This window comes from Kaistella sp. (assembly GCF_049588135.1).
In the GTDB taxonomy this organism is placed as follows: Bacteria; Bacteroidota; Bacteroidia; order Flavobacteriales; family Weeksellaceae; genus Kaistella.
On record NZ_JBAVFG010000131.1, the window covers coordinates 1 to 24,449 of the forward strand.

General features: G+C 33.8%; 28 protein-coding genes. 25 read left to right on the forward strand and 3 right to left on the reverse strand.

Translation table 11 applies throughout. The annotated features are described in order from the left end of the window. Positions 1–27 precede the first annotated feature (27 nt). From WBY99_RS07575 to WBY99_RS07690, 24 genes are all read left to right on the forward strand, one after another. Complete coding sequence (locus WBY99_RS07575; RefSeq protein ID WP_423975724.1) at positions 28–444, forward strand: type II toxin-antitoxin system VapC family toxin; 417 nt, start codon at positions 28–30, stop codon at positions 442–444. Continuing rightward, positions 441–1,142 (forward strand): GIN domain-containing protein, encoded by a 702-nt coding sequence (locus WBY99_RS07580; RefSeq protein ID WP_423975725.1) that lies wholly within the window; start codon positions 441–443, stop codon positions 1,140–1,142. Before WBY99_RS07575 ends, WBY99_RS07580 begins: the two co-directional genes overlap by 4 nt. 95 nt (positions 1,143–1,237) lie before the next feature. Further along, a complete protein-coding gene (locus WBY99_RS07585) occupies positions 1,238–2,950 on the forward strand; it encodes a phospho-sugar mutase (protein ID WP_423975726.1) in 1,713 nt (570 codons plus the stop codon). Positions 2,951–2,984: 34 nt separating this feature from the next. Further along, on the forward strand, positions 2,985–4,238 hold the full coding sequence (locus tag WBY99_RS07590) for a pyridoxal phosphate-dependent aminotransferase (RefSeq protein WP_423975727.1): 1,254 nt from the start codon (positions 2,985–2,987) through the stop codon (positions 4,236–4,238). 74 nt (positions 4,239–4,312) lie between these two features. Then, on the forward strand, positions 4,313–4,789 hold the full coding sequence (locus WBY99_RS07595; protein ID WP_423975728.1) for a DUF2384 domain-containing protein: 477 nt from the start codon (positions 4,313–4,315) through the stop codon (positions 4,787–4,789). A gap of 7 nt (positions 4,790–4,796) precedes the next feature. Next, positions 4,797–5,261: an RES family NAD+ phosphorylase gene (locus WBY99_RS07600; protein ID WP_423975729.1), complete on the forward strand. Its 465-nt coding sequence runs from the start codon at positions 4,797–4,799 to the stop codon at positions 5,259–5,261. Between the two features lies 1 nt (position 5,262). After that, positions 5,263–6,003 carry a 3-deoxy-manno-octulosonate cytidylyltransferase gene (gene kdsB, locus WBY99_RS07605; protein ID WP_423975730.1) on the forward strand — a complete coding sequence of 247 codons (741 nt, stop codon included), beginning with the start codon at positions 5,263–5,265 and terminating at the stop codon, positions 6,001–6,003. Between the two features lie 181 nt (positions 6,004–6,184). Beyond that, complete coding sequence (locus WBY99_RS07610; protein ID WP_423975731.1) at positions 6,185–6,847, forward strand: histidine kinase; 663 nt, start codon at positions 6,185–6,187, stop codon at positions 6,845–6,847. 104 nt (positions 6,848–6,951) lie between these two features. Further along, positions 6,952–7,428, forward strand: a complete 477-nt coding sequence (locus WBY99_RS07615; protein ID WP_423975751.1) for a glutathione peroxidase — start codon at positions 6,952–6,954, stop codon at positions 7,426–7,428. A gap of 162 nt (positions 7,429–7,590) precedes the next feature. After that, on the forward strand, positions 7,591–8,703 hold the full coding sequence (gene prfB, locus WBY99_RS07620; RefSeq protein WP_423975732.1) for a peptide chain release factor 2: 1,113 nt from the start codon (positions 7,591–7,593) through the stop codon (positions 8,701–8,703). Positions 8,704–8,767: 64 nt separating this feature from the next. Then, on the forward strand, positions 8,768–9,448 hold the full coding sequence (locus tag WBY99_RS07625) for a DedA family protein (RefSeq protein ID WP_423975733.1): 681 nt from the start codon (positions 8,768–8,770) through the stop codon (positions 9,446–9,448). 287 nt (positions 9,449–9,735) lie between these two features. Further along, on the forward strand, positions 9,736–10,716 hold the full coding sequence (gene rlmF, locus WBY99_RS07630; protein WP_423975734.1) for a 23S rRNA (adenine(1618)-N(6))-methyltransferase RlmF: 981 nt from the start codon (positions 9,736–9,738) through the stop codon (positions 10,714–10,716). A gap of 68 nt (positions 10,717–10,784) precedes the next feature. Next, entirely contained in the window at positions 10,785–11,360 is a 576-nt protein-coding gene (locus WBY99_RS07635; protein WP_423975735.1) for a pentapeptide repeat-containing protein, read from the forward strand. A 199-nt stretch (positions 11,361–11,559) separates the two neighbouring features. After that, positions 11,560–13,845: a TonB-dependent receptor gene (locus tag WBY99_RS07640; protein WP_423975736.1), complete on the forward strand. Its 2,286-nt coding sequence runs from the start codon at positions 11,560–11,562 to the stop codon at positions 13,843–13,845. 4 nt (positions 13,846–13,849) lie between these two features. Next, positions 13,850–14,353 carry a thioredoxin family protein gene (locus WBY99_RS07645; protein WP_423975737.1) on the forward strand — a complete coding sequence of 168 codons (504 nt, stop codon included), beginning with the start codon at positions 13,850–13,852 and terminating at the stop codon, positions 14,351–14,353. Positions 14,354–14,442: 89 nt separating this feature from the next. Further along, complete coding sequence (gene tpx, locus WBY99_RS07650; protein ID WP_423975738.1) at positions 14,443–14,940, forward strand: thiol peroxidase; 498 nt, start codon at positions 14,443–14,445, stop codon at positions 14,938–14,940. 91 nt (positions 14,941–15,031) lie between these two features. Continuing rightward, a complete protein-coding gene (locus WBY99_RS07655) occupies positions 15,032–15,445 on the forward strand; it encodes an SRPBCC domain-containing protein (RefSeq protein ID WP_423975739.1) in 414 nt (137 codons plus the stop codon). Between the two features lie 63 nt (positions 15,446–15,508). After that, entirely contained in the window at positions 15,509–15,922 is a 414-nt protein-coding gene (locus WBY99_RS07660) for an SRPBCC domain-containing protein (RefSeq protein WP_423975740.1), read from the forward strand. Positions 15,923–15,967: 45 nt separating this feature from the next. After that, the gene (locus WBY99_RS07665) at positions 15,968–16,831 is read left to right on the forward strand and encodes a VOC family protein (RefSeq protein ID WP_423975741.1); all 864 of its coding nucleotides are present in this window, start codon (positions 15,968–15,970) and stop codon (positions 16,829–16,831) included. Positions 16,832–17,021: 190 nt separating this feature from the next. After that, positions 17,022–17,447 carry an SRPBCC domain-containing protein gene (locus WBY99_RS07670; RefSeq protein WP_423975742.1) on the forward strand — a complete coding sequence of 142 codons (426 nt, stop codon included), beginning with the start codon at positions 17,022–17,024 and terminating at the stop codon, positions 17,445–17,447. A gap of 18 nt (positions 17,448–17,465) precedes the next feature. Next, positions 17,466–17,906 (forward strand): SRPBCC family protein, encoded by a 441-nt coding sequence (locus WBY99_RS07675; protein WP_423975743.1) that lies wholly within the window; start codon positions 17,466–17,468, stop codon positions 17,904–17,906. Between the two features lie 136 nt (positions 17,907–18,042). Continuing rightward, on the forward strand, positions 18,043–18,618 hold the full coding sequence (locus WBY99_RS07680; protein ID WP_423975744.1) for an RNA polymerase sigma factor: 576 nt from the start codon (positions 18,043–18,045) through the stop codon (positions 18,616–18,618). Between the two features lie 69 nt (positions 18,619–18,687). Continuing rightward, positions 18,688–19,017 (forward strand): hypothetical protein, encoded by a 330-nt coding sequence (locus tag WBY99_RS07685; RefSeq protein WP_423975745.1) that lies wholly within the window; start codon positions 18,688–18,690, stop codon positions 19,015–19,017. Between the two features lie 456 nt (positions 19,018–19,473). Continuing rightward, positions 19,474–19,725, forward strand: coding sequence for a hypothetical protein (locus tag WBY99_RS07690; protein ID WP_423975746.1), 252 nt, complete (start codon positions 19,474–19,476; stop codon positions 19,723–19,725). A gap of 269 nt (positions 19,726–19,994) precedes the next feature. Here the strand turns inward: WBY99_RS07690 and WBY99_RS07695 are convergent, their stop codons facing one another. Further along, positions 19,995–22,322 carry an ATP-dependent helicase gene (locus WBY99_RS07695; protein WP_423975747.1) on the reverse strand — a complete coding sequence of 776 codons (2,328 nt, stop codon included), beginning with the start codon at positions 22,320–22,322 and terminating at the stop codon, positions 19,995–19,997. A gap of 341 nt (positions 22,323–22,663) precedes the next feature. Here WBY99_RS07695 and secG point away from each other — a divergent pair, with 341 nt between their 5' ends. Continuing rightward, positions 22,664–22,987, forward strand: coding sequence for a preprotein translocase subunit SecG (gene secG / locus WBY99_RS07700; protein ID WP_423975748.1), 324 nt, complete (start codon positions 22,664–22,666; stop codon positions 22,985–22,987). 34 nt (positions 22,988–23,021) lie between these two features. On the opposite strand, the gene WBY99_RS07705 is transcribed toward secG, so the two are convergent. Together WBY99_RS07705 and WBY99_RS07710 are read right to left on the reverse strand one after the other, a co-directional pair. Beyond that, positions 23,022–23,867 (reverse strand): glycosyltransferase family 2 protein, encoded by an 846-nt coding sequence (locus WBY99_RS07705; protein WP_423975749.1) that lies wholly within the window; start codon positions 23,865–23,867, stop codon positions 23,022–23,024. After that, the coding region (locus WBY99_RS07710) for a glycosyltransferase family 2 protein (RefSeq protein ID WP_423975750.1) at positions 23,864–24,449 on the reverse strand (586 nt) is incomplete at its 5' end. The genes WBY99_RS07710 and WBY99_RS07705, both read right to left, overlap by 4 nt.

Sequence of the window (24,449 nt, forward strand, 5' to 3'; positions counted from 1 at the left end):
GAAAGCGGTTCTTAAATAAAATCAGCAATGCGTTATTTGCTGGATACCAATGTTTTAATATTTCTTATTTCGGGAAATTCTGATAATTTATCTTCCGAAGTTAGTGATGTTTTGTCGGATTATTCCAATCAACTTTTTATAAGTTCACTCACTTTGGTAGAGATTATTTACCTTTTAAATAATCAAAAAATTAAAAATAAATTTAAAAATTCTGATGAGTTATTCAGAGTAATTGCTGAGGATTTGTATATCCAAACACTTCACACCAAAGACGAACACCTTAAAGTTTATTCTAAGTTGCAAATCGCAAAAGATCACAAAGACCAAATCGATCATTTTATCATCTCACAAGCTATTTGCGAGAAAATTCCATTGGTAAGTTCAGACCGAAAATTCAGAGAATATCAAAACCAAAATCTGAATTTTGTATATAATAAAAGATGAAAAAATTACTTTATCTATTCCTCATTTTAATCGCAGTTTCCTGCGGAAAAATTTCCCCAAAAGGCAATATTGAAAGCAAAGATATTCCTTTGGAAGAATTCGTAAACCTTAATCTGAAAGGGAAATTCCGGGTGTTTTATATTCATTCCGAAAAGAATTTTGTGAATGTGGAAACTTATCCCAATATTTTAAATAATTTGAAAATTAAAGTAAAAGATAAAATCCTCAATATCGAAGAAAAACGAGAAACAAAAGGCGTTGATTTCTATAATATTACCATTTATTCTAAATACAATTTAGAGAAAATTTCAATCTCCGATTCGGTTGAAATGAACATTTCCAGCGAAATTAAAACCGACAATTTTAAATTGAATTTAAAAAATAATGCTAAATTTATTGGCTCGGTAAATTCAAGAAAAACAGAATTGGAAATGAGGGGCAAAAGCCGGGCAAATTTTCTGGGAAGCACAAAAAATGCAACCATTAAAATCTCTGATACTGCAAGTTTAATCGCACCTTACTGGCAAATTAACGATTTAATAATTGATTCGAAAAACGGTAATTACGCCGAAGTCAACGTGAAAGATTCATTAAAAGGAAATATAAAAAATACTGCCAAATTTATCTATTACAACGATCCGATTCGTGCCTTTAAAATTGAAAAAACGGCAACGGTGGAAAATAAAAAATTGGACTAAAATTAAAAAAACAAATGGATTTTATTAAATTTGAATGACTCAAAATTTATAAAATTCACCCAAAAATAAAGTCAAACGACATTAAAAAATTTACAATGACTACTTTAGAAAAAGCAAAACTCTGGTTGACAGATTCTTTCGATCAGGAAACAAAAAATACCATTCAAAATTGGATTGATACGAATTCTGATGAACTCGAAGACTCTTTTTATAAAGAATTAGAATTCGGAACTGGCGGAATGCGAGGAATAATGGGCGTTGGAACCAATCGTTTGAATAAATATACGCTCGGACAAGCAACGCAAGGTTTGGCGAATTATCTTCATCAGCAATTTCCTAATCAAGAGATTAAAGTTGCGATTGCTTATGATGTTCGACATAATTCCAAAGAATTTGGGAAAGTGTGCGCAGATGTTTTAACTGCAAACGGAATTAAAGTTTTATTATTCAAGCAACATCGCCCAACTCCTGAACTTTCTTTCACGGTTCGTGATAAAAAATGCAACGCAGGAATTGTTTTGACGGCTTCTCACAATCCACCTGAATATAATGGTTACAAGGTTTATTGGGACGATGGAGCGCAAATTGTTCCGCCCAATGACGATGCGATTATTAAAGAAGTTTATTCGGTGAAATTTGATGAAATAAAATTTGCAGGAAATGACGATTTAATTGAATGGATCGGAGAGAAGCAGGATCAAGTTTACATTGATGCTTGTATGGAAAACTCTCTTTATCAAGACATTGGAAGAGATAATTTGAATATTGTTTTCACCTCGATTCACGGTACAACATATGCTACGGTTCCGCAAGCTTTGAGAAAAGCAGGTTTCAAAAAGATTGATTTGGTAACGGAACAAATGATTCCGAGCGGGAATTTCCCAACGGTAGAATCTCCGAATCCGGAAGAACCTGCAGCGTTGGAAATGGCGATGGATTTGGCAAGAATTACCAATGGCGATATCGTTATCGGAACTGATCCGGACGGAGATCGATTGGGAATTGCGGTAAGAAATTTGGATGGAGAAATTCAACTTTTGAACGGAAACCAAACCAACACGATCCTCACTTATTACATTCTCGATCAGTGGAAAAAAGCGGGAAAAATCACCGGAAAAGAATTTATTGGTTCTACGATTGTGACTTCAGATATTTTTTATGAAATCGCTAAAAAATTCGGAGTTGATTGCAAGGTTGGTTTAACCGGCTTCAAATGGATTGGAAAAATGATTCGCGATTTTGAAGGCAAAGAAAAATTCATTTGCGGTGGTGAAGAAAGTTTCGGATTTATGACGGGAGATTTCGTTCGCGATAAAGATTCTTGCGGCTCTATTTTGCTCGCTTGCGAAATTGCCGCAGTTTGTAAAGCACAAGGAAAAACCATGTATCAATACATGATTGAAATCTATAAAGATTTAGGAATGTATTATGAGGGCTTGGTAAATGTGGTGAAAAAGGGTAGAACTGGTGCCGAAGAAATCAATCAAATGATGATGGATTTTAGAAATAATCCGGTGAAAGAATTGGCTGGTTCAAAAGTGACCGAAGTGAAAGATTTTCAGGAACAAACCTCATTAAATTTAATTGAAAATAAAAAATCGGTGATGGATGATATTCCAAAATCGAATGTTTTGAGTTATTATACCGAAGATGGAACAAAGGTTTGTATTCGCCCTTCGGGAACGGAGCCGAAAATTAAATTTTATGTTTCGGTGAAAGATTCGGTTGCTTCTGATCAAGAATTTAAAGAGAAAGTAATTGTTTTGGAAGAGAAGATTCAAAAAATAAAAGGAGATTTAAAACTGTAAAAAACTTCTCATTTATCATCACTAACATCTAAAAATGAAAGTATCAAAACTCGCCGAAAACCTTATAGGTTCTGAAATTATTAAAATTGGTAATCAAGTAAATGATTTAAAAGCCCAAGGAGCAGAAATTGCAAATCTTACGATTGGTGATTTGAATTCAAACATTTATCCGATTCCTGATTTATTAAAGGAAGAAATTCAAAAAGCATATCAGAATAATTTAACCAATTATCCACCAGCAAATGGATTGTTATCTCTGCGAAAAGCAATTTCAAAAGACATTAAAAACCGTTGGAATTTAGATTATTCTGAAAATGATATTTTGGTTGCTGGAGGTTCAAGACCGCTGATTTATGCAGCTTTTAAAACCATTGTTGATTCTGATGATAAAGTCATTTATCCAGTGCCATCATGGAATAATAATCACTATTCTTATTTAACGGAAGCGCAGAAAATAGAAGTCGAAACTACAGCAGAAAATAATTTTTTACCTACAGCTGCGGACTTAAAACCTCATTTAAAAGGTGCGGTTTTAATTGCGCTTTGTTCGCCTTTAAATCCCACAGGCACGATGTTTACAAAACAGCAACTCGCTGATATTTGTGCAATGATTGTTGAGGAGAATAATAGCCGTGGTGAAGGAGAAAAGCCATTATATTTAATGTATGATCAAATTTACGCGATGCTGACTTTTGGTGCAGATCATTTTGATCCTGTTTCTTTATATCCTGAATTAAAAGATTTTACGATTTATGTTGACGGTGCTTCCAAATGTTTTGCCGCAACAGGAATCCGTGTAGGTTGGAGTTTTGGTCCAGCTGAAATTATTGACAAAATGAAATCATTACTTGGACACATTGGAGCTTGGGCACCAAAACCTGAACAAGAAGCTGTTGCTGTTTTATTAAATCATTCAGAAAAAGTGAATGAATTTGTGAATCATTTTAAAGGAGAAATCGCAGAAAGTTTAACCGTTCTTCATAACGGAATTCAGGATATGAAATCGCATGGTTTCGCTGTAGAAAGCATAAAACCGATGGGCGCTTTGTATTTAACTATCGAGCTTAATTATTTAGGAAAAACAAAACCAGACGAAACTTTGATTAAAGATTCTTCGGATTTGGTTTTTTATCTCATTAATGAAGCCGGCGTTGCTTTAGTCCCATTTTCAGCTTTCGGAAATTCTCGTGATATGCCATGGTTTCGGGCTTCTGCTGGTGGAGTTTCTTTAGATGAAATAAAAAATATGTTGCCACGATTGGAAAACGCTTTGCTGAAATTGAAGTAAATTTTCAAATAAAACGAAAAAATTCACTTTTGTATTGGAAAAAATTCTATCTTTGTAGTAGAAAATATTTTGAGATGGAAACAAAAAAAACAAAACCTTACAAAGGAACTGAAGAAAAACATAGTGTTGCCGAATCGGCAGTTGCTTATGCAAATAGTTCTTACAGGCATTTTATCACTCAAAATGATTATTCATTAGTGAAAAAAGCCAAAAAAGGAATTAATACCAATGTGTTCTATACTTTTGCGGAAGCTATTAAAATGCCAGAAAAGTCTTTGGCATTAGTAATTAATCTTTCGCCGAGAACCATCAGCAATTATCGGGATCAAAATAAATTTTTGGAAGCCAACTATAGCGAGCATCTATTGAAATTGATTACTTTATTTGAAAAAGGTAAAGAATATCTTGGTAATATCGATGAATTTAATCAATGGCTGGAAAAACCATTTTGGGATTCCTCGGAAAAACCTGCCGATTTTTTGAATACTCCTGGTGGTGTAGATTTGCTGATCGATCGTCTCGAAAGAATGGCGCAAGGTTATCCATTATAATTTAGGGATGCTGGTATTTAGAATTGCTCATAAAAAATATGCAAAAAACCTTTCCGTAAGTGGACTTTCGGGAAGATGGAATAGCAATGGAAAATTGGTATTATATACTTCAGAAAGTGTTTCGCTAGCTTTTTTAGAAAACATGATTTATCGTGTTGGAACCGGTTTTAATGATGATTATAAATTAATGATTATTGAAATTCCAGAGCAAAATATTGAGGGAATTGAAATAAAAAAATTATCCAAAAATTGGAGAAAAATTGAGCACTATGATGAACTTCAGAAAATGGGAGACTCTTGGTATGATCAACAAAAACGCTTGGTTTTAAGAGCGCCTTCATCAGTTATTCCGGAAGATTATAATCTCATCATCAATACGACTCATATAGATTTCAAAAAGGTGAAATTGATTGATATTCTCGACTATGAACCTGATGAACGACTTGAGAAACTATTAAAAAAATATCAATAATTTGAAAACAATCGCAGTTATTCCCGCTCGTTACCAAGCCAGCCGTTTCCCGGGGAAATTAATGCAAATTTTAGGTGAAAAAACGGTAATCGCAACAACTTACCAAAATGTGGTGGAAACTCAATTTTTTGATGAAGTTTTTGTTGCCACAGATTCTGAAATTATTTTTAATGAAATTAAAAATATCGGTGGAAATGCTGTAATGACGGGAAATCACGAAACTGGAAGTGACCGAATTGCAGAAGCGGTAGAAAACATCGACTGCGATATTGTAATCAACGTTCAAGGCGACGAACCGTTTCTGAAAACCGAACCTTTTAAACAATTGATGGAAGTTTTTAAAAATGATTTTGAAGAGAAAATTTCTTTAGCTTCTTTAAAAATTAAATTAAAAGAACAAGACGAAATCGAAAATCCCAATAACGTAAAAGTGATTACCGATAACGAAGGTTTTGCGCTTTATTTCAGCCGTTCGGTTATTCCGTATTCACGGGAAACTTCTGTGCAAGCAGAATATTTTAAACATATTGGCGTTTATGCTTTTAGGAAAAAGGCATTATTAAATTTCGCAAAATTAAAAATGCAACCTTTAGAAATTGCAGAAAAAATTGAGTGCATTCGGTATTTGGAGTACGGAATGAAGATCAAAATGATTGAAACCGATTTCATAGGAGTAGGAATTGATGTTCCAGAAGATTTAGAAAAAGCGAGATTGATTTTGAAAAACAGTATCAATTCTTAGTGGATTTTTCAAAGTATATTAGGATTACCATTCCTAAAATTAGTTAAATAATCGGGAACTGTAATTAAAGTTATTATCATTTCATTTCAAAAAGTATATATTTGAAAACTGTTCGAGCAGAACGGTATCTTTGATAATGATTAATTTTATAAAGAACGCTTTCGGAGCGGAATTTTATTATATGAAAAAAATATTTTTAGTTTTATTAATGACAATAAATTCAATAGTTTCGGCACAAACAGCTAAAGAAATCATTGACAAAAACATAGAATTAACAGGTGGATTAACCAATTGGAAATTATTAAATTCCGTTCTATTACAAGGAAAAGTTACACTGGGAGTTAATGATGAATATCCAATTAAGATTTACCAACAAAGACCTAATCTCACGAAAACGACCATTACCATTGGTAAAAAAGAAACTGCGGTAGAAGGTTATGACGGAACGAAAGGATATGCGATGAATTATGCAGCCAACAAAATTCAGGAATATCCGAATTATATGGCAGAAAGTTTTGATAACGATTTTATTGATTGGGAAAATAAAGGTTTTGAAGCCAAGTATCTTGGCAAAGAAAAAGTGGGAGATATTTATTGCCATAAAGTAGAATTGACCAAAAATGTTAATAAAACACTTTACTTTTTCGATTCTAAAACTTATATGCTTTTGAAGGAAATAAAGAAAGATGAAACTTTATTATATTCTGATTATAAAATGGTAGGTGCTGTGATGATGCCCTACAGAATTGAATCTTCCTCTCCAAAGAAAGACAGTGATTTTGTAATGATGTTAAATAAAATAGAGACTAACAAGGTTTTCCCAGTAAATACTTTTAAATTTTAATAATGAAAAAACTATTGCTATTGCTCTTATCGGCAGGTACATTTTTGCAAAGTTGTAAAAATCAAAAGAATACGATTTCAGAGACAAAAAACACGAAAACAAATATGGAAAACACAATTTATAATTATAAAGTTGAAAGTTTAGATGGAAAAGAAATCAACTTTGCTGATTTTAAAGGAAAGAAGATTTTAGTTGTAAATACTGCATCTAAGTGTGGGTTTACCCCTCAATATGCTGATTTAGAAAAGCTTTCAAAAGAGTATCCAGATAAATTAGTGGTTATCGGTTTTCCTGCTAATAATTTTGGTGGGCAAGAACCAGGAAGCAATCAAGAGATTGGGGCTTTTTGTGAGAAAAACTTTGGAGTAACTTTTCCAATGGCAGCAAAAGTTTCTGTAAAAGGAGAGGATATAGCACCCCTATTTAAATACCTTACTGATAAGGATTTAAACGGAGTTAAAAACACAACAATTCTGTGGAACTTTACCAAATTCTTGATTGATGAAAATGGGTATTTAATTGATTCTTATCTCAGCACAACAAACCCTACAAGTGAGTCTATTACGAAATATTTGAAATAGCAGGCTCTAATAAACATAGAACTTGATTTTTTATATCGACTTTCGGGTTGTTATGGATTATTAATGAATATTTTGAGCCTTACTAATAGGAATGGCTTTTAGATTTTGAAATCGAAGACTTTCTTTTAAAAAAAATATTACTTTTGTACAAATTATAATTTCGTGATTAGCAGTGACCAAATAAAAGACATTCAATCCAGGATTCAAGGTCTGTACAAATATCTTCAAATCGATAGAAAGAAAATCGAAATCGCGAATGACGAAGAAAAAACAGTGTCACCAGAATTTTGGGATCATCCGAAAGAAGCTGAAGTTTTCATGAAGCAACTTCGGTCTAAGAAAAAATGGGTGAATGATTATGAAGAAATTTTCGTACGATTTGAAGACATTCAGGTTTTGATGGATTTTGCCAAAGAAGATCCCGACTCTGAAAAGGAACTCAACGAATCGTTCCCAATACTTGTACAAAAAATCGAAGATTTAGAATTTAAAAACATGCTTTCTAACGAAGGGGATGAACTTTCAGCAGTGCTTCAAATTACTGCAGGAGCAGGTGGTACAGAAAGTTGCGACTGGGCATCCATGTTGATGAGAATGTATACCATGTGGGCAGAAAAGCAAGGTTACAAATTGCGCGAACTGAATTATCAGGAAGGCGAGGTTGCTGGCGTAAAAACCGTAACACTCGAAATTGATGGCGAATTTGCCTTCGGGTATTTGCGTGGTGAAAATGGCGTTCACCGTTTGGTAAGGATTTCACCTTTCGATTCTAATGCAAAGCGGCATACCAGTTTCGTGTCGGTTTATGTTTATCCGCTGGTAGACGATACTATTGAGATTACTATTAATCCTGCAGATATTTCATTTGAAACCATGCGTTCCAGTGGAGCAGGTGGGCAAAACGTAAATAAAGTAGAAACCGCAGTTCGATTGCGTCACGCACCAACAGGAATTATTATTGAAAATTCAGAATCTCGATCGCAACTTCAAAATAAAGAAAAAGCAATGCAGTTATTGCGTTCTAGATTGTACGAAATAGAACTCGAAGAACGCATGAAGGCAAGAACAGAAATTGAAGCTGGGAAAATGAAAATCGAGTGGGGAAGCCAAATTCGGAATTATGTGATGCACCCTTACAAACTTGTAAAAGATGTGCGTTCTGGATATGAAACCTCCGATGTTGATGGAGTGATGAATGGTGATTTAACTCCATTTCTAAAAGCTTTTTTAATGGCAGATGGTACAGCCGCTTCAAATGATGATTTTACCCTCTAAAATTTAGTGAAAATTAACAATAACTTAATATTAATACACACGGTCTTTTATTATATTTGCAAATATGGAACATTTCGAAAGTTGGAAGGATCTCCTAAATCCTGAATTTTACATCAAGATGGGCGGTTTTTGGCTCATCTTATTTATTATCTTCGCAGAAACAGGTTTGTTTGTAGGTTTTTTCCTTCCGGGCGATAGTTTACTTTTCGTATCTGGAATTTTTGCGGTAGAAATTATCAAGGAAACTTTCGGCTCTACAGGAAGTGATTTGTTAGATACCACCATTTTAGCTACTTCTGTTGCAATTGCAGCCGTAATTGGTAATGAGATTGGTTATTGGTTTGGCTTAAAAGCGGGACCCGCTCTTTACAAAAAAGAAGATTCCTTTTTATTCAAAAAAAAATACCTTTTTCAAGCACATGATTTTTTTGAGCAACACGGCGCATTAGCTGTTATTATGGCGAGATTTCTGCCAGTTGTAAGAACATTTACGCCGATTATAGCAGGAATAGTAAAAATGGATAAAACACGATTTTTAATCGATAATATAATTGGTGCATTTTTATGGTCGTTCTCCCTTATTTTTGCCGGGCATTATTTAGATGCGCTATTTAGAAATCAGTTTGAAATTGATTTAAAATCACATTTAGAAATAATCATTATCATTATTGTGTTAATTACTACAGTTCCTATTATTGTTAAATTTTTCTTTGGTAAAGCTAAAGATGAGGAGGTTTCAGAATAAAAATATTTAATTTGTCAATATAAAAAAAACACTTTACGGAGTGTTCTTTTTGTTTTAGGATTGGAGGTGTTTTAATATAATCACGGTGAAATTTGTTGATTGTGAAAGGACTTCTTTTGTTATTTGACATTAAAATATAGTAAATAAAAAATCTTATTTGCTAATTTCATAAGTTAATATTGCCCAGTATGTTCGTTAGGATTCATAAATACTTTTTTCGTTCTTTGCAATTAAGAAATCGAAGATCTTGAATCATCAAAATTTCATCTAAAAAATCAACCTCAATTATGTCAGCAGAAAAAAATATACAGGAAAAAGTAAGACTTCATATTCGAAATAAAAATCGAGAAAGATATAATCTGGAAGCTCTGAAAATAGCTGTACCTGAATTAATAAATCATATTACGACTAATAAATATGGCGCTGAATCTGTTGATTTTGCAAATCCTATAGCCGTTAAATTGCTTAATAAGGCTTTACTGAATCATTATTACGGGATAAAAAACTGGGATTTCCCTGCTGAAAACTTAGTACCGCCGATTCCGGGTAGAGCCGATTATTTGCATTATCTAGCAGATTTATTAGATCAAAGTAATTTTGGTGATTTGCCCAAAGGTGATAAAATTAAAGTTTTAGATATTGGCGTAGGAGCAAGTTGCATTTACCCAATTATCGGTGTTTCAGAATATGGTTGGAGCTTTATCGGATCGGATATTAATCCGAAATCTGTTGAAGCTGCGAATAGTATTATCAATTCAAATCCATTTTTAGAAGGGAAAATTGAAATTCGTTTACAAGAAAACCCAAAAGCTGTTTTTGAAGGAATATTAAACAGCGATGAAAAAATTGATTTCTCGATGTGCAATCCGCCTTTTCATTCTTCCACCGAAGAAGCGCAAAAGGGAAGTCGCCGAAAAGTGAAAAATCTATCAGGTAAAAAAAACGAAAGACCTGAACTCAATTTTGCGGGAATCAGCAATGAGTTGATTTGTGAAGGTGGCGAATCGAGGTTCATTCATAATATGATTATCGAAAGTGAAAAATTTGCTAAAAACTGTTTTTGGTTTTCAACTTTAGTTTCAAAACAATCGAATCTAAAAGGGATTTATAAAGCATTGAATGAATTAGAAGTGGTGCAAATTAAAACCATTCCGATTGGTACAGGTAACAAGTCGAGTCGAATTATTGCTTGGTCTTTCTTGTCGAAAGAAGAGCAGAAAGAATGGCGAGAAAGGAGATGGAGAAAATCTGTAGAGGAAAAAAATTAACAGTTTTTGTTATTAAATAAAACAATTGCAAACCTTTCCGGGAAAATAATTTAAAACGAAGCAGAATCATGTCGCAAGCATTTACCCAAGACCAAAATTTTAACAAACTCGATTTTAGACAAGAACCTTTAATTAAAGGCGAATATGAAAACTGCCTGTTTACGAATTGTAATTTTGAGGAAGTAAATCTTACTGAATTTAAATTCGTTGACTGTGAATTTCGGGAGTGTAACTGGAGTTTAGCCTTGCTTCATGGAACGGTTTTGCGAGAAGTGAAGTTCAAAGATTGTAAAATGCTTGGACTTCAGTTTGAAACGTGTAACGATTTTGGACTTTCTTTTTCTTTTGAAAATTGCCAACTGAATCATTCGACTTTTTTCCAGATGAATATTAAAAAAATCATCTTTAGAAATTGTCAGTTACGAGAAATAGATTTTTCAGAATCCAATTTAAGCAGTGTTGTTTTTGACAATTGTGATCTTTCACAAGCCATTTTTGCACATAGTATTTTAGATAAAGCAGATTTTCGTACAGCTTATAATTATTCCATCGATCCGGAGAACAATCGTATTAAAAAAGCAAAGTTTTCAATCTTAGGAATTTCTGGACTTTTAGACAAATATGATATTGTGATTCAGGAATGAGTTTTTTTTAAAATTAAACAATCGCTTAAAAAAGCAATGGAATTAAAATCAGTTTAAAATCAATTTTTGAAAGATATAGAAGAGCAGGATTAATTTCCTGCTCTTTTTTGGTTTAAAAAGAAAGTTTACTTTTCTCGAATATATTTGTTAGACTATACTAACTTTTGTAGTTTTGCCAATATAACTTAAATGGGTTTTCATGAGAAGAGGATTATTATCTTTTGGATATTTGATGATTGCAAGTTTCTACTTCGCACAGAATTCATCGATTACCGGACATATTACTGGAGAAGGAATAGCAAAAATTGCTGTTGACATTTATTTAGAAGGAACAGATTATTCCACATTTTCTGATAGTTTAGGTGTTTATCGTTTTAATGAAATTCCGCCCAATAAATATCAATTGAGAGTGAAATTAAATGATTTCCAATCGTTTTATAAAGATATTATTGTCAAAGAAGATGAGCAATTAACTTTGGATGTTCATTTGAAACCTATTGAGCGCGGTTCTGATATCGAAGATGTTGTCGTAACGGGAACATTGAAAGCAGTTCGCAGATCCGATAGTCCAGTTGCGGTAGAAGTTTATACTCCGACCTACTTTAAGAAAAATCCGACACCCAATATTTTTGAAGCTTTACAAAATGTAAATGGAGTTAGACCACAACTCAATTGTAATATTTGTTCTACTGGCGATATTCATATCAACGGTTTAGAAGGTCCCTACACCATGGTTTTGATTGATGGAATGCCAATTGTAAGTTCACTCGGCACCGTTTACGGAATGTCGGGAATCCCAAATTCATTGGTAGAAAGAATCGAAATAGTAAAAGGTCCGGCATCTTCACTTTATGGCAGTGAAGCAGTTGGTGGATTGATTAATATTATTACAAAAAATCCACACAGTGCTCCTTTATTCAGTGCAGATTTATTTTCTACGACTTGGGGAGAATATAATGTGGATGTTGGATTTAAATTTAATGCAGGCAAGAAAGTACAAGTGCTCACTGGGATTAATTACTTTAATTATCAAAATACAATCGATCATAATTACGATAACTTTACAGATGTTACTTTGCAAGATCGGATTTCTATTTTCCAAAAGTGGAACTTCCAACGGAAAGAAAACCGATTGTTGACCGTAGCCGGACGTTATATGTACGAAGATCGCTGGGGCGGCGATATGCGTTGGAAGAAATTCTATCGTGGCGGAGACGAAATTTATGGTGAAAGTATTTACACCAGCCGTGCCGAACTTTTTGGAAACTACCAATTGCCTGTCAGGGAGAAAATATTCTTTGGATTTTCTTTTGTAAACCATGATCAGGACAGCCGCTATGGGGAAACATCCTATATCGCGAACCAAAAAATTGCCTTCGGTCAGCTGACTTGGGATAAAAAAGCAGGAAATCATGATTTGCTTTTTGGTGCAGCGATGCGATATACTTATTATGACGACAATACGGCAGGAACTTCAACGGTTCTGGGCGAAAACGAACCCGAAAAAACTTATCTCCCCGGAGTTTTTGTTCAGGATGAAATCCGTTTAGCAGAAAATCATCAGTTGCTTCTAGGTTTCAGGTACGATTATAATAATATCCACGGAAATATTTTTACACCGCGTCTGGCTTATAAATGGTCTGTTGATCCGAATAATATTTTAAGGCTTAATGCGGGCACAGGATTTCGAGTAGTGAATCTCTTCACCGAAGATCATGCAGCTTTAACCGGAGCTCGGGAGGTGGTCGTTTTAAATGATTTGAAACCTGAAAAATCTTATAATGCCAACCTTAATTACATAAAAAAAATGTATTTCGGTTCAGGCTCGCACATTACTCTGGATGCGAGTGCTTTTTATACTTATTTTACCAACAGAATTGTTCCCGATTACGAAACCAATACGTCTCAAATTATCTATGATAATATCGGTGGAAATGCGGTCAGTAAAGGATTTAGTTTGAATGCTGATCTTAATTTTTCGAATGGTTTAAAGTTTATTCTGGGTGGAACAGTAATGGAAAATACCATCACCGAAAACGGAATCACAGAAGATCAGATTTTAACAGAAAAATTCATGGGAACCTGGGCGGTTTCCTATAAAATAAAACCCTGGAAAACGGGCATCGATTACACCGGAAATATCTACAGTCCGATGCGTTTGCCTTTATTAGGAGAGCTGGATCCCAGAAAACCTTATTCGCCGTGGTGGAGTATTCAGAATATTCAGTTTACTTATGACGGTTTTCAGAAATTTGAAATCTATGCCGGTGTTAAAAATCTTTTAAACTGGACACCGAATAAAGGAAACCCGTTTATTATTTCCAGAGCCAACGATCCTTTTAACAAACAGGTCAAATTTGATTCCAGTGGCCAGGCGGTTGCAACACCCGATAATCCTTATGCCTTAACGTTTGATCCCAATTATGTGTACGCACCCAATCAGGGAATCCGGGCTTTTCTCGGAGTTAGGTTTACTATTAAATAAAATCATGAAACCACTATCAAGTTTGCGAAAAGCAAGTTCTGTTGTCTTAATTTTTTTGGGTTTAATGATGACTTTTTCACAAACGAAAAAGCATCCGTTGGAGCGTGTAGAAGAATTGCAGAAAACCGAACAGAAAAACATAGTGGTTTTCCTTCATACCGATTGGTGCAACTACTGTAAAGCGATGCAAAACGCTACTTTTAAAGATAAGGAAGTACAGAAAATCTTAAATGAAAACTTCTATTTTGCGGATCTTAATGGTGAAGAAAAAGCAGAAATACACTTTGCCGGAAATGTTTTTAAATACCAGCCGACCGGTGTAAAAACCGGTTATCACCAATTGGCAGTCTCGTTAGGAAATATTGCCGGAAAGGTTTCTTATCCAACTTTGGTGATTTTAAATCCAAACAATGAAATTATTTTTCAATACAATGGCTTTTTGACTGCGAAAGAAATGTTAGAAATTTTGAAAAAGGAAATGCTAAATGAGAGCTATTTTACAAAATAGAAAATTTTAATTAAGATTAATTTAACTTTCATTTTCCTGAACTTGCTTAAATTTTCCCTAATTTTGAGAGCATATAAATAATTAAAATTATGGCAGATATTACATTACACGGCAATCCGATTCATACCATCGGTAACTTGCCCGAAATAGGAAGTACATTGAAAAGCTTTAAACTAATCAATGTAGATTTACAGGAAAAAACGAATGATGACTTTTCTGGTAAAAAGAAAATTTTCAATATCTTTCCAAGTATCGATACTGGTGTTTGTGCAGCAGCTGCGAGAAAATTTAATGAAGCTGCAGGCGGACTAGAAAATACCGTTGTCATCAATGTTTCCAAAGATTTACCTTTTGCGTTAAACCGTTTCTGTGCGGCGGAAGGTTTAGATCATGTAGTGAGTTTATCAGATTTCCGTGGAACTTTCGGAGATGATTTCGGCGTGAAAATTTCTGATTCACCAATGCAAGGTCTTTTGAGTCGTGCAGTAGTAGTGACAGATGAAAACGGAAAAATAATCTATACAGAGCAAGTTCCAGAAATCGTACAGGAACCTAATTATGAAGCAGCTTTGAATGCGCTGAAATAATTGCAGCAAACCTTATAAATAAATTGTCAGCTCTACAAACTGGCATTTTTTTATTTCTTATCATAAATTCTAAACTTAAAATTGTTAACCGATGGATTCTATAAAAATTGAGATTACCATTCTAAAGCCTATTTCTATCGTCTGGGAATTTTTCACCCAACCTGAGCACATCATTCAGTGGAATTTTGCAAGTGATGAATGGAGTTGCCCCACCGCCGAAAATGATTTACAAATCGGTGGCGAATTCAATTATCGAATGGAAGCAAAAGACCAAAGTTTTGGATTTGATTTTAAAGGAATTTACGATGAGGTTGCACCATTTGAAAAGATAAAATACCATTTATTAGATGGTAGAATGGTGGAGGTATTATTTGAAATTCTCGATGAAAACACAACCAAAATCACCGAAATTTTCGAGCCAGCTCCAGAACAACCAGAGCTCATGCAAAGAGATGGTTGGTATGCAATTCTCAATAATTTTCAAAAACATGTAGAGAATTATTAACAGAACAAAGCAACTTATTTGAAATTTTTAAAAATTATTCCGTATTTTTATAAAAAATAATCTATGGAACCGATAACTATAAACATTACCATTCTAAAGCCCATTCAAAAAGTTTGGGATTATTTTTACAGTTCAAAGCATATTGTGAAATGGAATTTTACGACCCCAAATTGGCACTGCCCGAAAGCGGTGATTGATTTTCGAGAAGGCGGTTCCTTTGATTATCGCCTGGAATATAAAGATAAAAGTTTTGGATATGATTTTGCAGGCAAAATCGTTGAAATTAGAGATTTGGAATATGTGAAAAGTGTCTTAAATGATGGCAGAACAATCGAAGTTTACTTTAATAAAATTGACGATACAACAACCGAAGTTGTTGAGGTTTTCGAACCCGAAGAGCAATATTCCAGAGAAATGCAACGAATGGGGTATTATGCAATTTTAGATCGTTTTCATAAATATGTAGAGAATAATTAATAAATTTAGCAGCATTTTTAATGTTGTTTTTTAATCCAAAAAAAGATGAATAATAATATATTCCCGTGCCTTTGGTTTGACGGAAACGGAAAAGAAGCCGCAGATTTTTACTGCAAAACTTTTGATGGAAAAATTACCGTAGATACTCCGGTTGTTTTAAATATAGAATTGTTCGGGCAAAAAATAATGTTTCTCAATGCTGGTCCACAATTTGAAAAAAACGCCTCCGTTTCATTTATGATTCTTTGCGAAACAGAAGAGGAGGTAGAGAACTATTGGAAACCTCTTTCCGAAGGCGGAATGGTTTTGATGGAACTCGGCGAATATCCTTGGAGCAAAAAATATGGCTGGGTTCGCGACAAATTTGGCGTTACCTGGCAAATTTATTTGGGTGAAAAACAAGGCGATCAAAAAATTGTTCCGACGTTGATGTTCATCCACGAAAACAACGGAAAAGCAATGGAAGCCATGGAATTGTACACCAAAATTTTCCCCAATTCGAAAATCGGTGGCGTGATGAAATATGGTGATGGAATCGGAAACGAAACCCACGAAGTTGCTGAAAACGTACAACATGCGCAATTTGAAATCGATGGTTATACTTTTTTCTGTATGGATAATTCTTATGACCATCAATTTGATTTTAATGAAGGAATTTCTATTGTTAAAATGACTGATAATCAAGAGGAAACAGATCATTTGTGGAATTCGTTAATCGAAAACGGAGGCAGAGAAAGTATGTGCGGTTGGCTGAAAGACCAATTCGGTTTAAGTTGGCAAATTGTGCCGAAAAAACTCATTGAATTAATGAATGATTCTGATCCTATAAAATCACAAAAAGTAATGAGAGCCATGATGAAAATGCAGAAAATTGTAATCGCAGATTTGGAAACGGCTTATCATTCTTAGAAAACTAAAAAATAAATTATTAAGGAAATAAAGTTATTAAGGTTCATTAATCCAGATAGTTATCGGGATCAATAAATTGATTGAAGCATTGCGCTGAATCATTTGCCTTGGTGAATCTTAATAAATCTGAAGCCATTTTGTACTTCATTCCTTAACTTTTTTAATGGTTTAAAAATAAATTCAGTAAAACATGAAACTTTTAGAATTTAAAACTCAAATTAATGCAAGTCCGGAAAAAGTTTGGGAAGTGCTTTTTACCCAAGATGCATACAGAAAATGGTCTTCTGCGATGAACGAGGGAACTTATTTCGAAGGAAATTGGGAAGAAGGCAGTGTGATGAAATTTCTGGATCCGAAGAATAACGGAATGTATAATTTGGTGGAAAAAAATATCGCAAACCAAGAACTCAGAATGAAACATTTGGGTTGGATTTTGGAGGGCGAACTCAGCCCGCAAGGTTGGGAAGATTCTACCGTAAGTTATTTTTTAGAACCCAATGATGATGGTACTTTGCTAAAAACTGAGGTGAATTCTTTAGACGAATTTGTCGATTTTTTCAATACCAAATATCCTAAAAATTTCGAGAATATTAAAAATCTTTCGGAGACAGAATAATCTTTAAATTCAGAAACGATGGAAACTTTAAATTATGGAATTATATTGAATGCACCCATCCAAAAAGTGTGGGATTTGCTTTGGAATGAAGAAACTTATGCAGAATGGACTCAGTTTTTTAGTGTAGGTTCGAAGTTTAAAACCGATTGGAAAATTGGCGGGAAAACCTATTTTCTCGATGCAAACGAAAACGGAATGGTTTCTACCATCAAAAGTTTGCAAGAGCCAACCGAAATTGTTTTCAGCCATTTGGGAGTCGTACATAACGGCATTGAAGATACCAAAAGCAAGGATGTGGAAGAATGGAGTGGTGCAGAGGAATCGTATTTTCTAAGAGGAATCGATGAAAACACAACGGAACTTCGCGCGATTATTCACACGTTAGATGAATACAAAGATCACATGAATACTGGTTTTCACAAAGGTTTTGAATGGTTGAAAAAATTAGCAGAAGCTTAAAAATAAAATGTTTTTTATGAATGAACGGGAAGTTATCTTTCCGTTTTTTTTATTTGGATTAAATTTGTTCGGAAGAAAATTCTTAAAAAAGAATTAAAATTTAAAGTAAAAAAGAATCTGAGTCGTCATCCTCAATATGGAGCTGGAAATTACGCCAATGTCACAAACCGAAAAAGACAGTCTGATTGCGCAAACCGTGAAAAATTACGGTGGAAAATTACTGTCGTTTATTCGTCCGAAAGTGAGTAATTCTGAAGATGCCGAGGATATTTTGCAGGAAGTGTGGTACCAGTTCAGCAATTTGACCAATATTTCGGAGATTTTGAATGTTGGTGCTTGGCTTTATCAGGTTTCTCGCAACAAAATAACCGACAGTTATCGCAAGAAAAAAACCGAAAACCTCGAAGATTTCGTGTTTGAAGATGAAGACGGAAGTTTTTCGATTAAAGATATTTTGCTTTTGGATGATTCGGAAAACCCGGAATTGCTGGCTTTTCGGGAGGAAGTTTGGAAGGAATTGTTTTCTGCATTGAACGAGTTGCCCGAAAAGCAACGTTTGGCTTTCGTGGAAAACGAAATTGAAGGCAAGAAATTACAAGAAATTGCTGATGAACATGGAGAAAATATTAAAACAATCATCAGTAGAAAAAATTATGCGGTAAAGTATTTGCGCACCAGAATGGCGGTTTTGTATAAGGATTTGAAGAATTAAATCGGGCTAATTCCGGTAGCTATCGGAACCGATGCATATTGTGTACTATTAAAGTTAAAATAAAAAATTATGAAAAATAAATTCAAAGGAAAAATTGCACTTTTTGTGGGATGTGGAATTGCCATGTTTTTTGCGGTTTCAGCAATCGTGATGTGGCTTTGGAATTGTCTTTTGCCCGAAATTATCGGGGTGAAAATAATCACTTTTTGGCAAGCGATGGGAATTTTGGTTTTAAGTAAAATTCTTTTCGGTGGTTTTGGCGGAAAAGGTTTTCATAAAGATAAATTCCGAAGGTTGAAAGAAGAACGTATGAGCGGAATGTCGCCCGAAGAAAAAGAAAGACTGAAAGAAATCTGGAAACAACGTTGTGATCGTGGTTTCTTTCGCGATCAATGTTAAATGAAATATTGAAAAGATTAATGGAACGGGCTTTTGTCCGTTTTTTTTTATGTGAAATCTTTAGCAAAAACCTAAAAAACATTAGCAAAAAAAATACTTTAAAAACTGTTGTGCAAATAAAAACTTTGTATTACATCATTGAGTGATAGCGTCTTTGTTTACCTTAAAATAAGATGAATTTTAAAAAAAAACTTTGTTTTGCTTTGCGTTAAATTTTTGCAAATGTAAGGAGAAGCAATGATGTTCTACTTATTTTAAAAAATCCTAGTTTAGAATATCAGTTATTTATATTGTTTTTGTTTTAAATACACAAGAGCTTTAAGGCAAAATTAAAGAACATTCGTCTTTATAGAAAAGAGATGATGAATGAAATAATAATCTTTAAAGTAAAAAATCATTTCAGTCGTCTTTAATAAAAAGAACATTAGTAAAACGTAAAATTTAAAATTCAAAAACATGAAAAATTCAAGTTTAAAAGGTGCATTCGGTATACTTGCGGTTGTAGGAATTGCTTTGGCTGCCAAGAAAATTTCTGAAAGAAGAAAAATGATGAAAGGAATCTTCGAAGAATATGACATCAAAGAAAAATCGCCTTTCGGTTTTGCCGACAAAATCAGAGAAATGGACGATGAAAAATATGCCGAACTGAAAGGAAAGTTGAAAGAAAAATTCGCATCGAGATGTTGTAAAAAAAGATGTGAATCGTAAAGATGATTTTATTTCATACTAAATTATTATTAAAAAGTGTAGAGAAAATTGATCTCTGCACTTTTTTATTGTAGATCTTTTCTAAAAGCGATACTTATTATTCAATATTTCGTTAAAAACTCAAGATACAATTCTTTTCCAATAGGAGAGTTGGCGTAATTTGAGTTTGTTTTTTTATGTTTGGGTTGATCCCGAAATCAGGGCATTAGCTTTTAAACTTTCAAGATTGATTTTCTATAATTGTTATTGGAAAAGTTTTTGACTCATTCCTAAATCTTCGTCAACTTCGCAAATTTCAAAATCAAATTTTTTTCACCTTCATGCTGGAATTTCACTTTCGCTTTGATATTCTGCGCATCGGTTCCATCGAGGAAAATTACTTCTCCTACACCAAAACGGTCATGACGAACTCGATCGCCAACTTCGATATCTTGTGAAGAATTTCCACTTGGATTAATGATTCTCGCGGTAGCAACGGGTTTTAAATTTTGAGAAATCGGACGGGGCTCGTTTCGATCAATCGTTTTCTTTGGTTCTTTCTTTTTAAAGAATCTCGGTTCAGAAGGCTCGTCATCGAAAATATTCGATTTTAAACCAGAATTATTCATGAATCGACTTTCTGTTGCCGGATTAATGAATTCTAAATACTGCTCATCAACTTCACTTAAAAATCTCGAAGGCTCGGCACTGGTAATTTTTCCCCATTGAAAACGAGAAACTGCATACGTAAAAAACACTTGTTTTTCGGCTCTGGTTAATGCCACATAAAACAAACGACGTTCTTCCTCCAATTCTTCGCGTGTGGACGAACTCATAAAACTCGGGAAAAGATTTTCTTCTAATCCTACGACATGAACCACTGGAAACTCCAATCCTTTTGAAAGGTGAATCGTCATTAATGAAACCTGATCGCCATCTTCATTTTTATCAGTTTGCGTATCAGCCGAAAGGGCGATATTTTCGAGAAAACTTGAAAGCGACGGATTGCCATCTTCTAATTGTTGCTGCTCTTCAATGAAACCCTGCATTGAATTCATTAATTCCTGAATATTTTCAACACGTGAAATTCCTTCTGGAGTTTGATCGTCTTTTAAAAACTTGATAAGACCAGTTCTTTTCGCAACTTCCATCGCAACATTGTAGGCATTTTCAGTTTTCAACATGACCTGAAATGCTTTTATCATGGACCAAAAATCAGAAAGTTTGGTTAGAATTCCATTATTTAATTTCAAGTTGGGTGCATAAAAACCTAGATTATCCAATACTTGTGTTACCGAAATATTTTGAGAATCGGCAAAGACTATTAATTTATTTTGCGTTGTTTCTCCAATCCCGCGGACTGGATAATTGATGATTCTGGAAAGTGCTTCCGAATCATTTTCATTAATTAAAATTCGAAGGTAAGCTACCAAATCTTTCACCTCTTTCCTTTGGTAGAAAGACAATCCACCAAAAACCTTGTATGGAATATTCTTTCTTCTCAAAGCGTCTTCAAAGGCACGCGTTTGAGAATTGGTTCGGTATAAAATCGCAAAATCAGTAAATTTTTTCTGTTCAGAATTATGCTGTTCCCAAATATTAGAAGCAACAAAATTGGCCTCATCTGCATCTGAAAGCGAACGATATACTTTTATTTTTTCGCCTTCTTCATTATCACTAAAGACGTTTTTCTTAAATTGTTGCAAGTTCTTAGAAATCACGACATTTGCTGCATTCACAATATTCTGAGTTGAGCGATAATTTTGTTCCAGAGAAACAGTCACTGCATCCGGATAATCTTTTTTAAAGTTTAAGATATTGTAAATATTGGCACCACGGAAAGAATAAATCGATTGTGCATCATCTCCTACCACGCAAATATTTTCAAATTTAGAAGCCAAAGCTTTCACAATTAAATATTGAGAATGGTTGGTATCTTGGTACTCGTCCACCAAAATATAACGAAATCGATCCTGATATTTTGCTAAAACTTCTGGGAATCTGGTTAATAATTCGTTGGTTCTTAATAGCAAATCATCGAAATCCATCGCTCCATTTTTGAAACAAGCTTCTACATATTTTTGGTAAATCAAACCGATATTTTTCATATTCGCTCGCTCGTCGGCTTCGATGAGTTCTGGATTACCGAAATAGGCTTTTACAGTAATCAAATTATTTTTATAAGAAGAAATTCTTGCCTGAACTTTTTTAGGTTTATATAAATCCGAATCGATTTTGAGGTCTTTTAAAACTTTTCGAATAACATTTAAAGAATCCTGAGAATCATAAATTGTAAAGTTCGACGGGAAACCAATATAATGTGCTTCTGAACGCAAGATTCTGGCAAAAACAGAGTGAAAAGTTCCCATCCAAAGAGATCGTGCCTCACTTTGACCCACCACTTTCGCAATTCGCTCTTTCATTTCTTTTGCCGCTTTATTGGTAAAAGTTAAAGCCAAAATATTAAAAGGATCTACCAAATTGGTAATCAAATGAGCGATTCGCATTGTAAGCACCCGGGTTTTTCCAGAACCTGCACCTGCGAGAACCATCAGTGGTCCCTCGAGTGTTGTTACTGCTTCATATTGCGCTTCATTTAACCCTTTTAAATACTCCATTTTCATAAAAATTTGACAGACAAAGGTACGTATTTTATAGCCTTTTTAAAAGTAAGATACATGAATTTGAATTGGTGGAAACTATTTTTTATTTTTTGTAAATATTTTTTTATGGTGATCTACCCTTAGTACTTAGCTTAAATCTAACTGCAATTTAATGATTCACGGAATAATAAATGTTTGATTTATAAATAGATACAAAAACAAAAATTTCGTTTAATACGATTGATGAACAATTGAGATACTTTTGCAATTTTCCAAAAAAACACAACTATTCTTTATTAATGTTAAAGAATTACAAAAAAAGCATTATATTTGCACACTAAAATTCAGAAGAAAAAATGAGCACTATATTTACATTATTCATGGTTCTTATCATGATTGCGAGTATCTTACTAATCATTATGGTTATGGCACAAAACCCTAAAGGTGGCGGTCTTTCAGGAACTTTCGGCGGAACTTCTTCTGCCCAATTTGGAGTTCAACGAACCAATGACTTTATGGAAAAAGCAACTTGGAGTTTAGGAGCAATTATTATTGTATTGATTTTGTTAAGTGTTATTTTAACAGCAAAACCTAGTCAGCAATTTCAGCAAGGTTCAGCTCCGCAAACAGCTCCTGGAACTAATAACCCTACAACAATGCCAGCTCCTGCTGATAAATAGAAGAAATTATTTCATTATATAAAAAAGAGATTCATTAATTTGAATCTCTTTTTATTTTATTTTTTTCTAAAGTATGTCGTAATTTTAATCCTGCTGATAGCAAACGATGTTGTATTGGTTTTTGTTTTTTATAATATTTATCAACAAAAATCTCCATCGCACCATAAAATCGTTCTAAATATTTTAAATCTTTCACCGTGCTTTCACCTTTGTGATGTAGTATTGAAGCTTTTCCGTAATACCAATTTTTATACTTTTTTCGAAGTAAGGTAAAACACAGATCGATATCTTCGCCATACATAAAATATTTTTCATCTAAACCCCCGATTTCTTCATATAAAGATTTTTTCATCAAAAGAAATGCACCAGTTATTACTTCCACTTCAGCAACTTCATATTCGCCGATATCATTTCTGTAATAGGACTTTGATGTGTTTTTCTTAAAATTGGTGAATAGTTTTTCAAAAGAATTAAACATATCTGGAACCGAACGTTTGCTTTCTGGAAGAAAACCTCCTTTCGCATCATGCATCCGTAAGCCTAAACAACCAAAATTTTCTTTGGATTCTGCAAAGTCAAAAATCCCTTTCATATCGTAAGCTTCGAATTCGGTGTCGGGATTGAGTAAGAGAATGTATTCTCCCACCGCTTCTTTGATCGCTTTATTGTTAGCAATTGCAAAACCTTCATTTTTCTCTGAAGCAATAAATTTAAACTGAGGAAATTCTGTTGCTAAATCCTTCCATGAGGAATCAGGAGAATTGTTATCAATGACAATAACTTCATATTCAACATCCTGAACAAAACGATGTATTGAAGAAAGGCATTTCCGCAATAATTCTGTTACATTATAATTAACGATAATAATAGATAAATTCATCTTCCCTTCATCTTTAAATAAACATTACGATTTATTCTAACCACATATTTTAATTTATAAAACACAACATATAAAGCATATTCTAAGAGTTTTATCCGATTTAGCAACAACATTTCTTTTAAATTTTTCTGAAATCCTTTTTCCATTGCTACGAGATTTGCAGATAATCCCGAAACCCCGAAAGATCTTTTTCCAGAATCAGCGAGAAGAAGTTCTTCCCCCAAAATATACATTTTATGATGTTCGGAAATCTTTAACCAATAATTCAAATCTTCTGAATACCGCTGGTTTTCATCAAAAAAACCGCTGGTTTCTAAAACTTTCCGCTTAAAAATAACCGTTGAAGGTTGCGTTTCATTTCTGAAAAGTAATTTCTGAAAAGTAATTTCTGCCAAATTATTTTGATTTACTTTATAAGGATAAAGCAATTGATGATTTATTCTTCTTGTCCCAAGAAAGTCAATATCAAAATCGAGATTCTCCAGAAAGTTCATTTGCTTCTCTGTCTTTTCCGGCAACCATTCATCATCAGAATCCAGCAAAGCAATATAATTTCCTTTTGCGATTTTCATGGCAGTATTT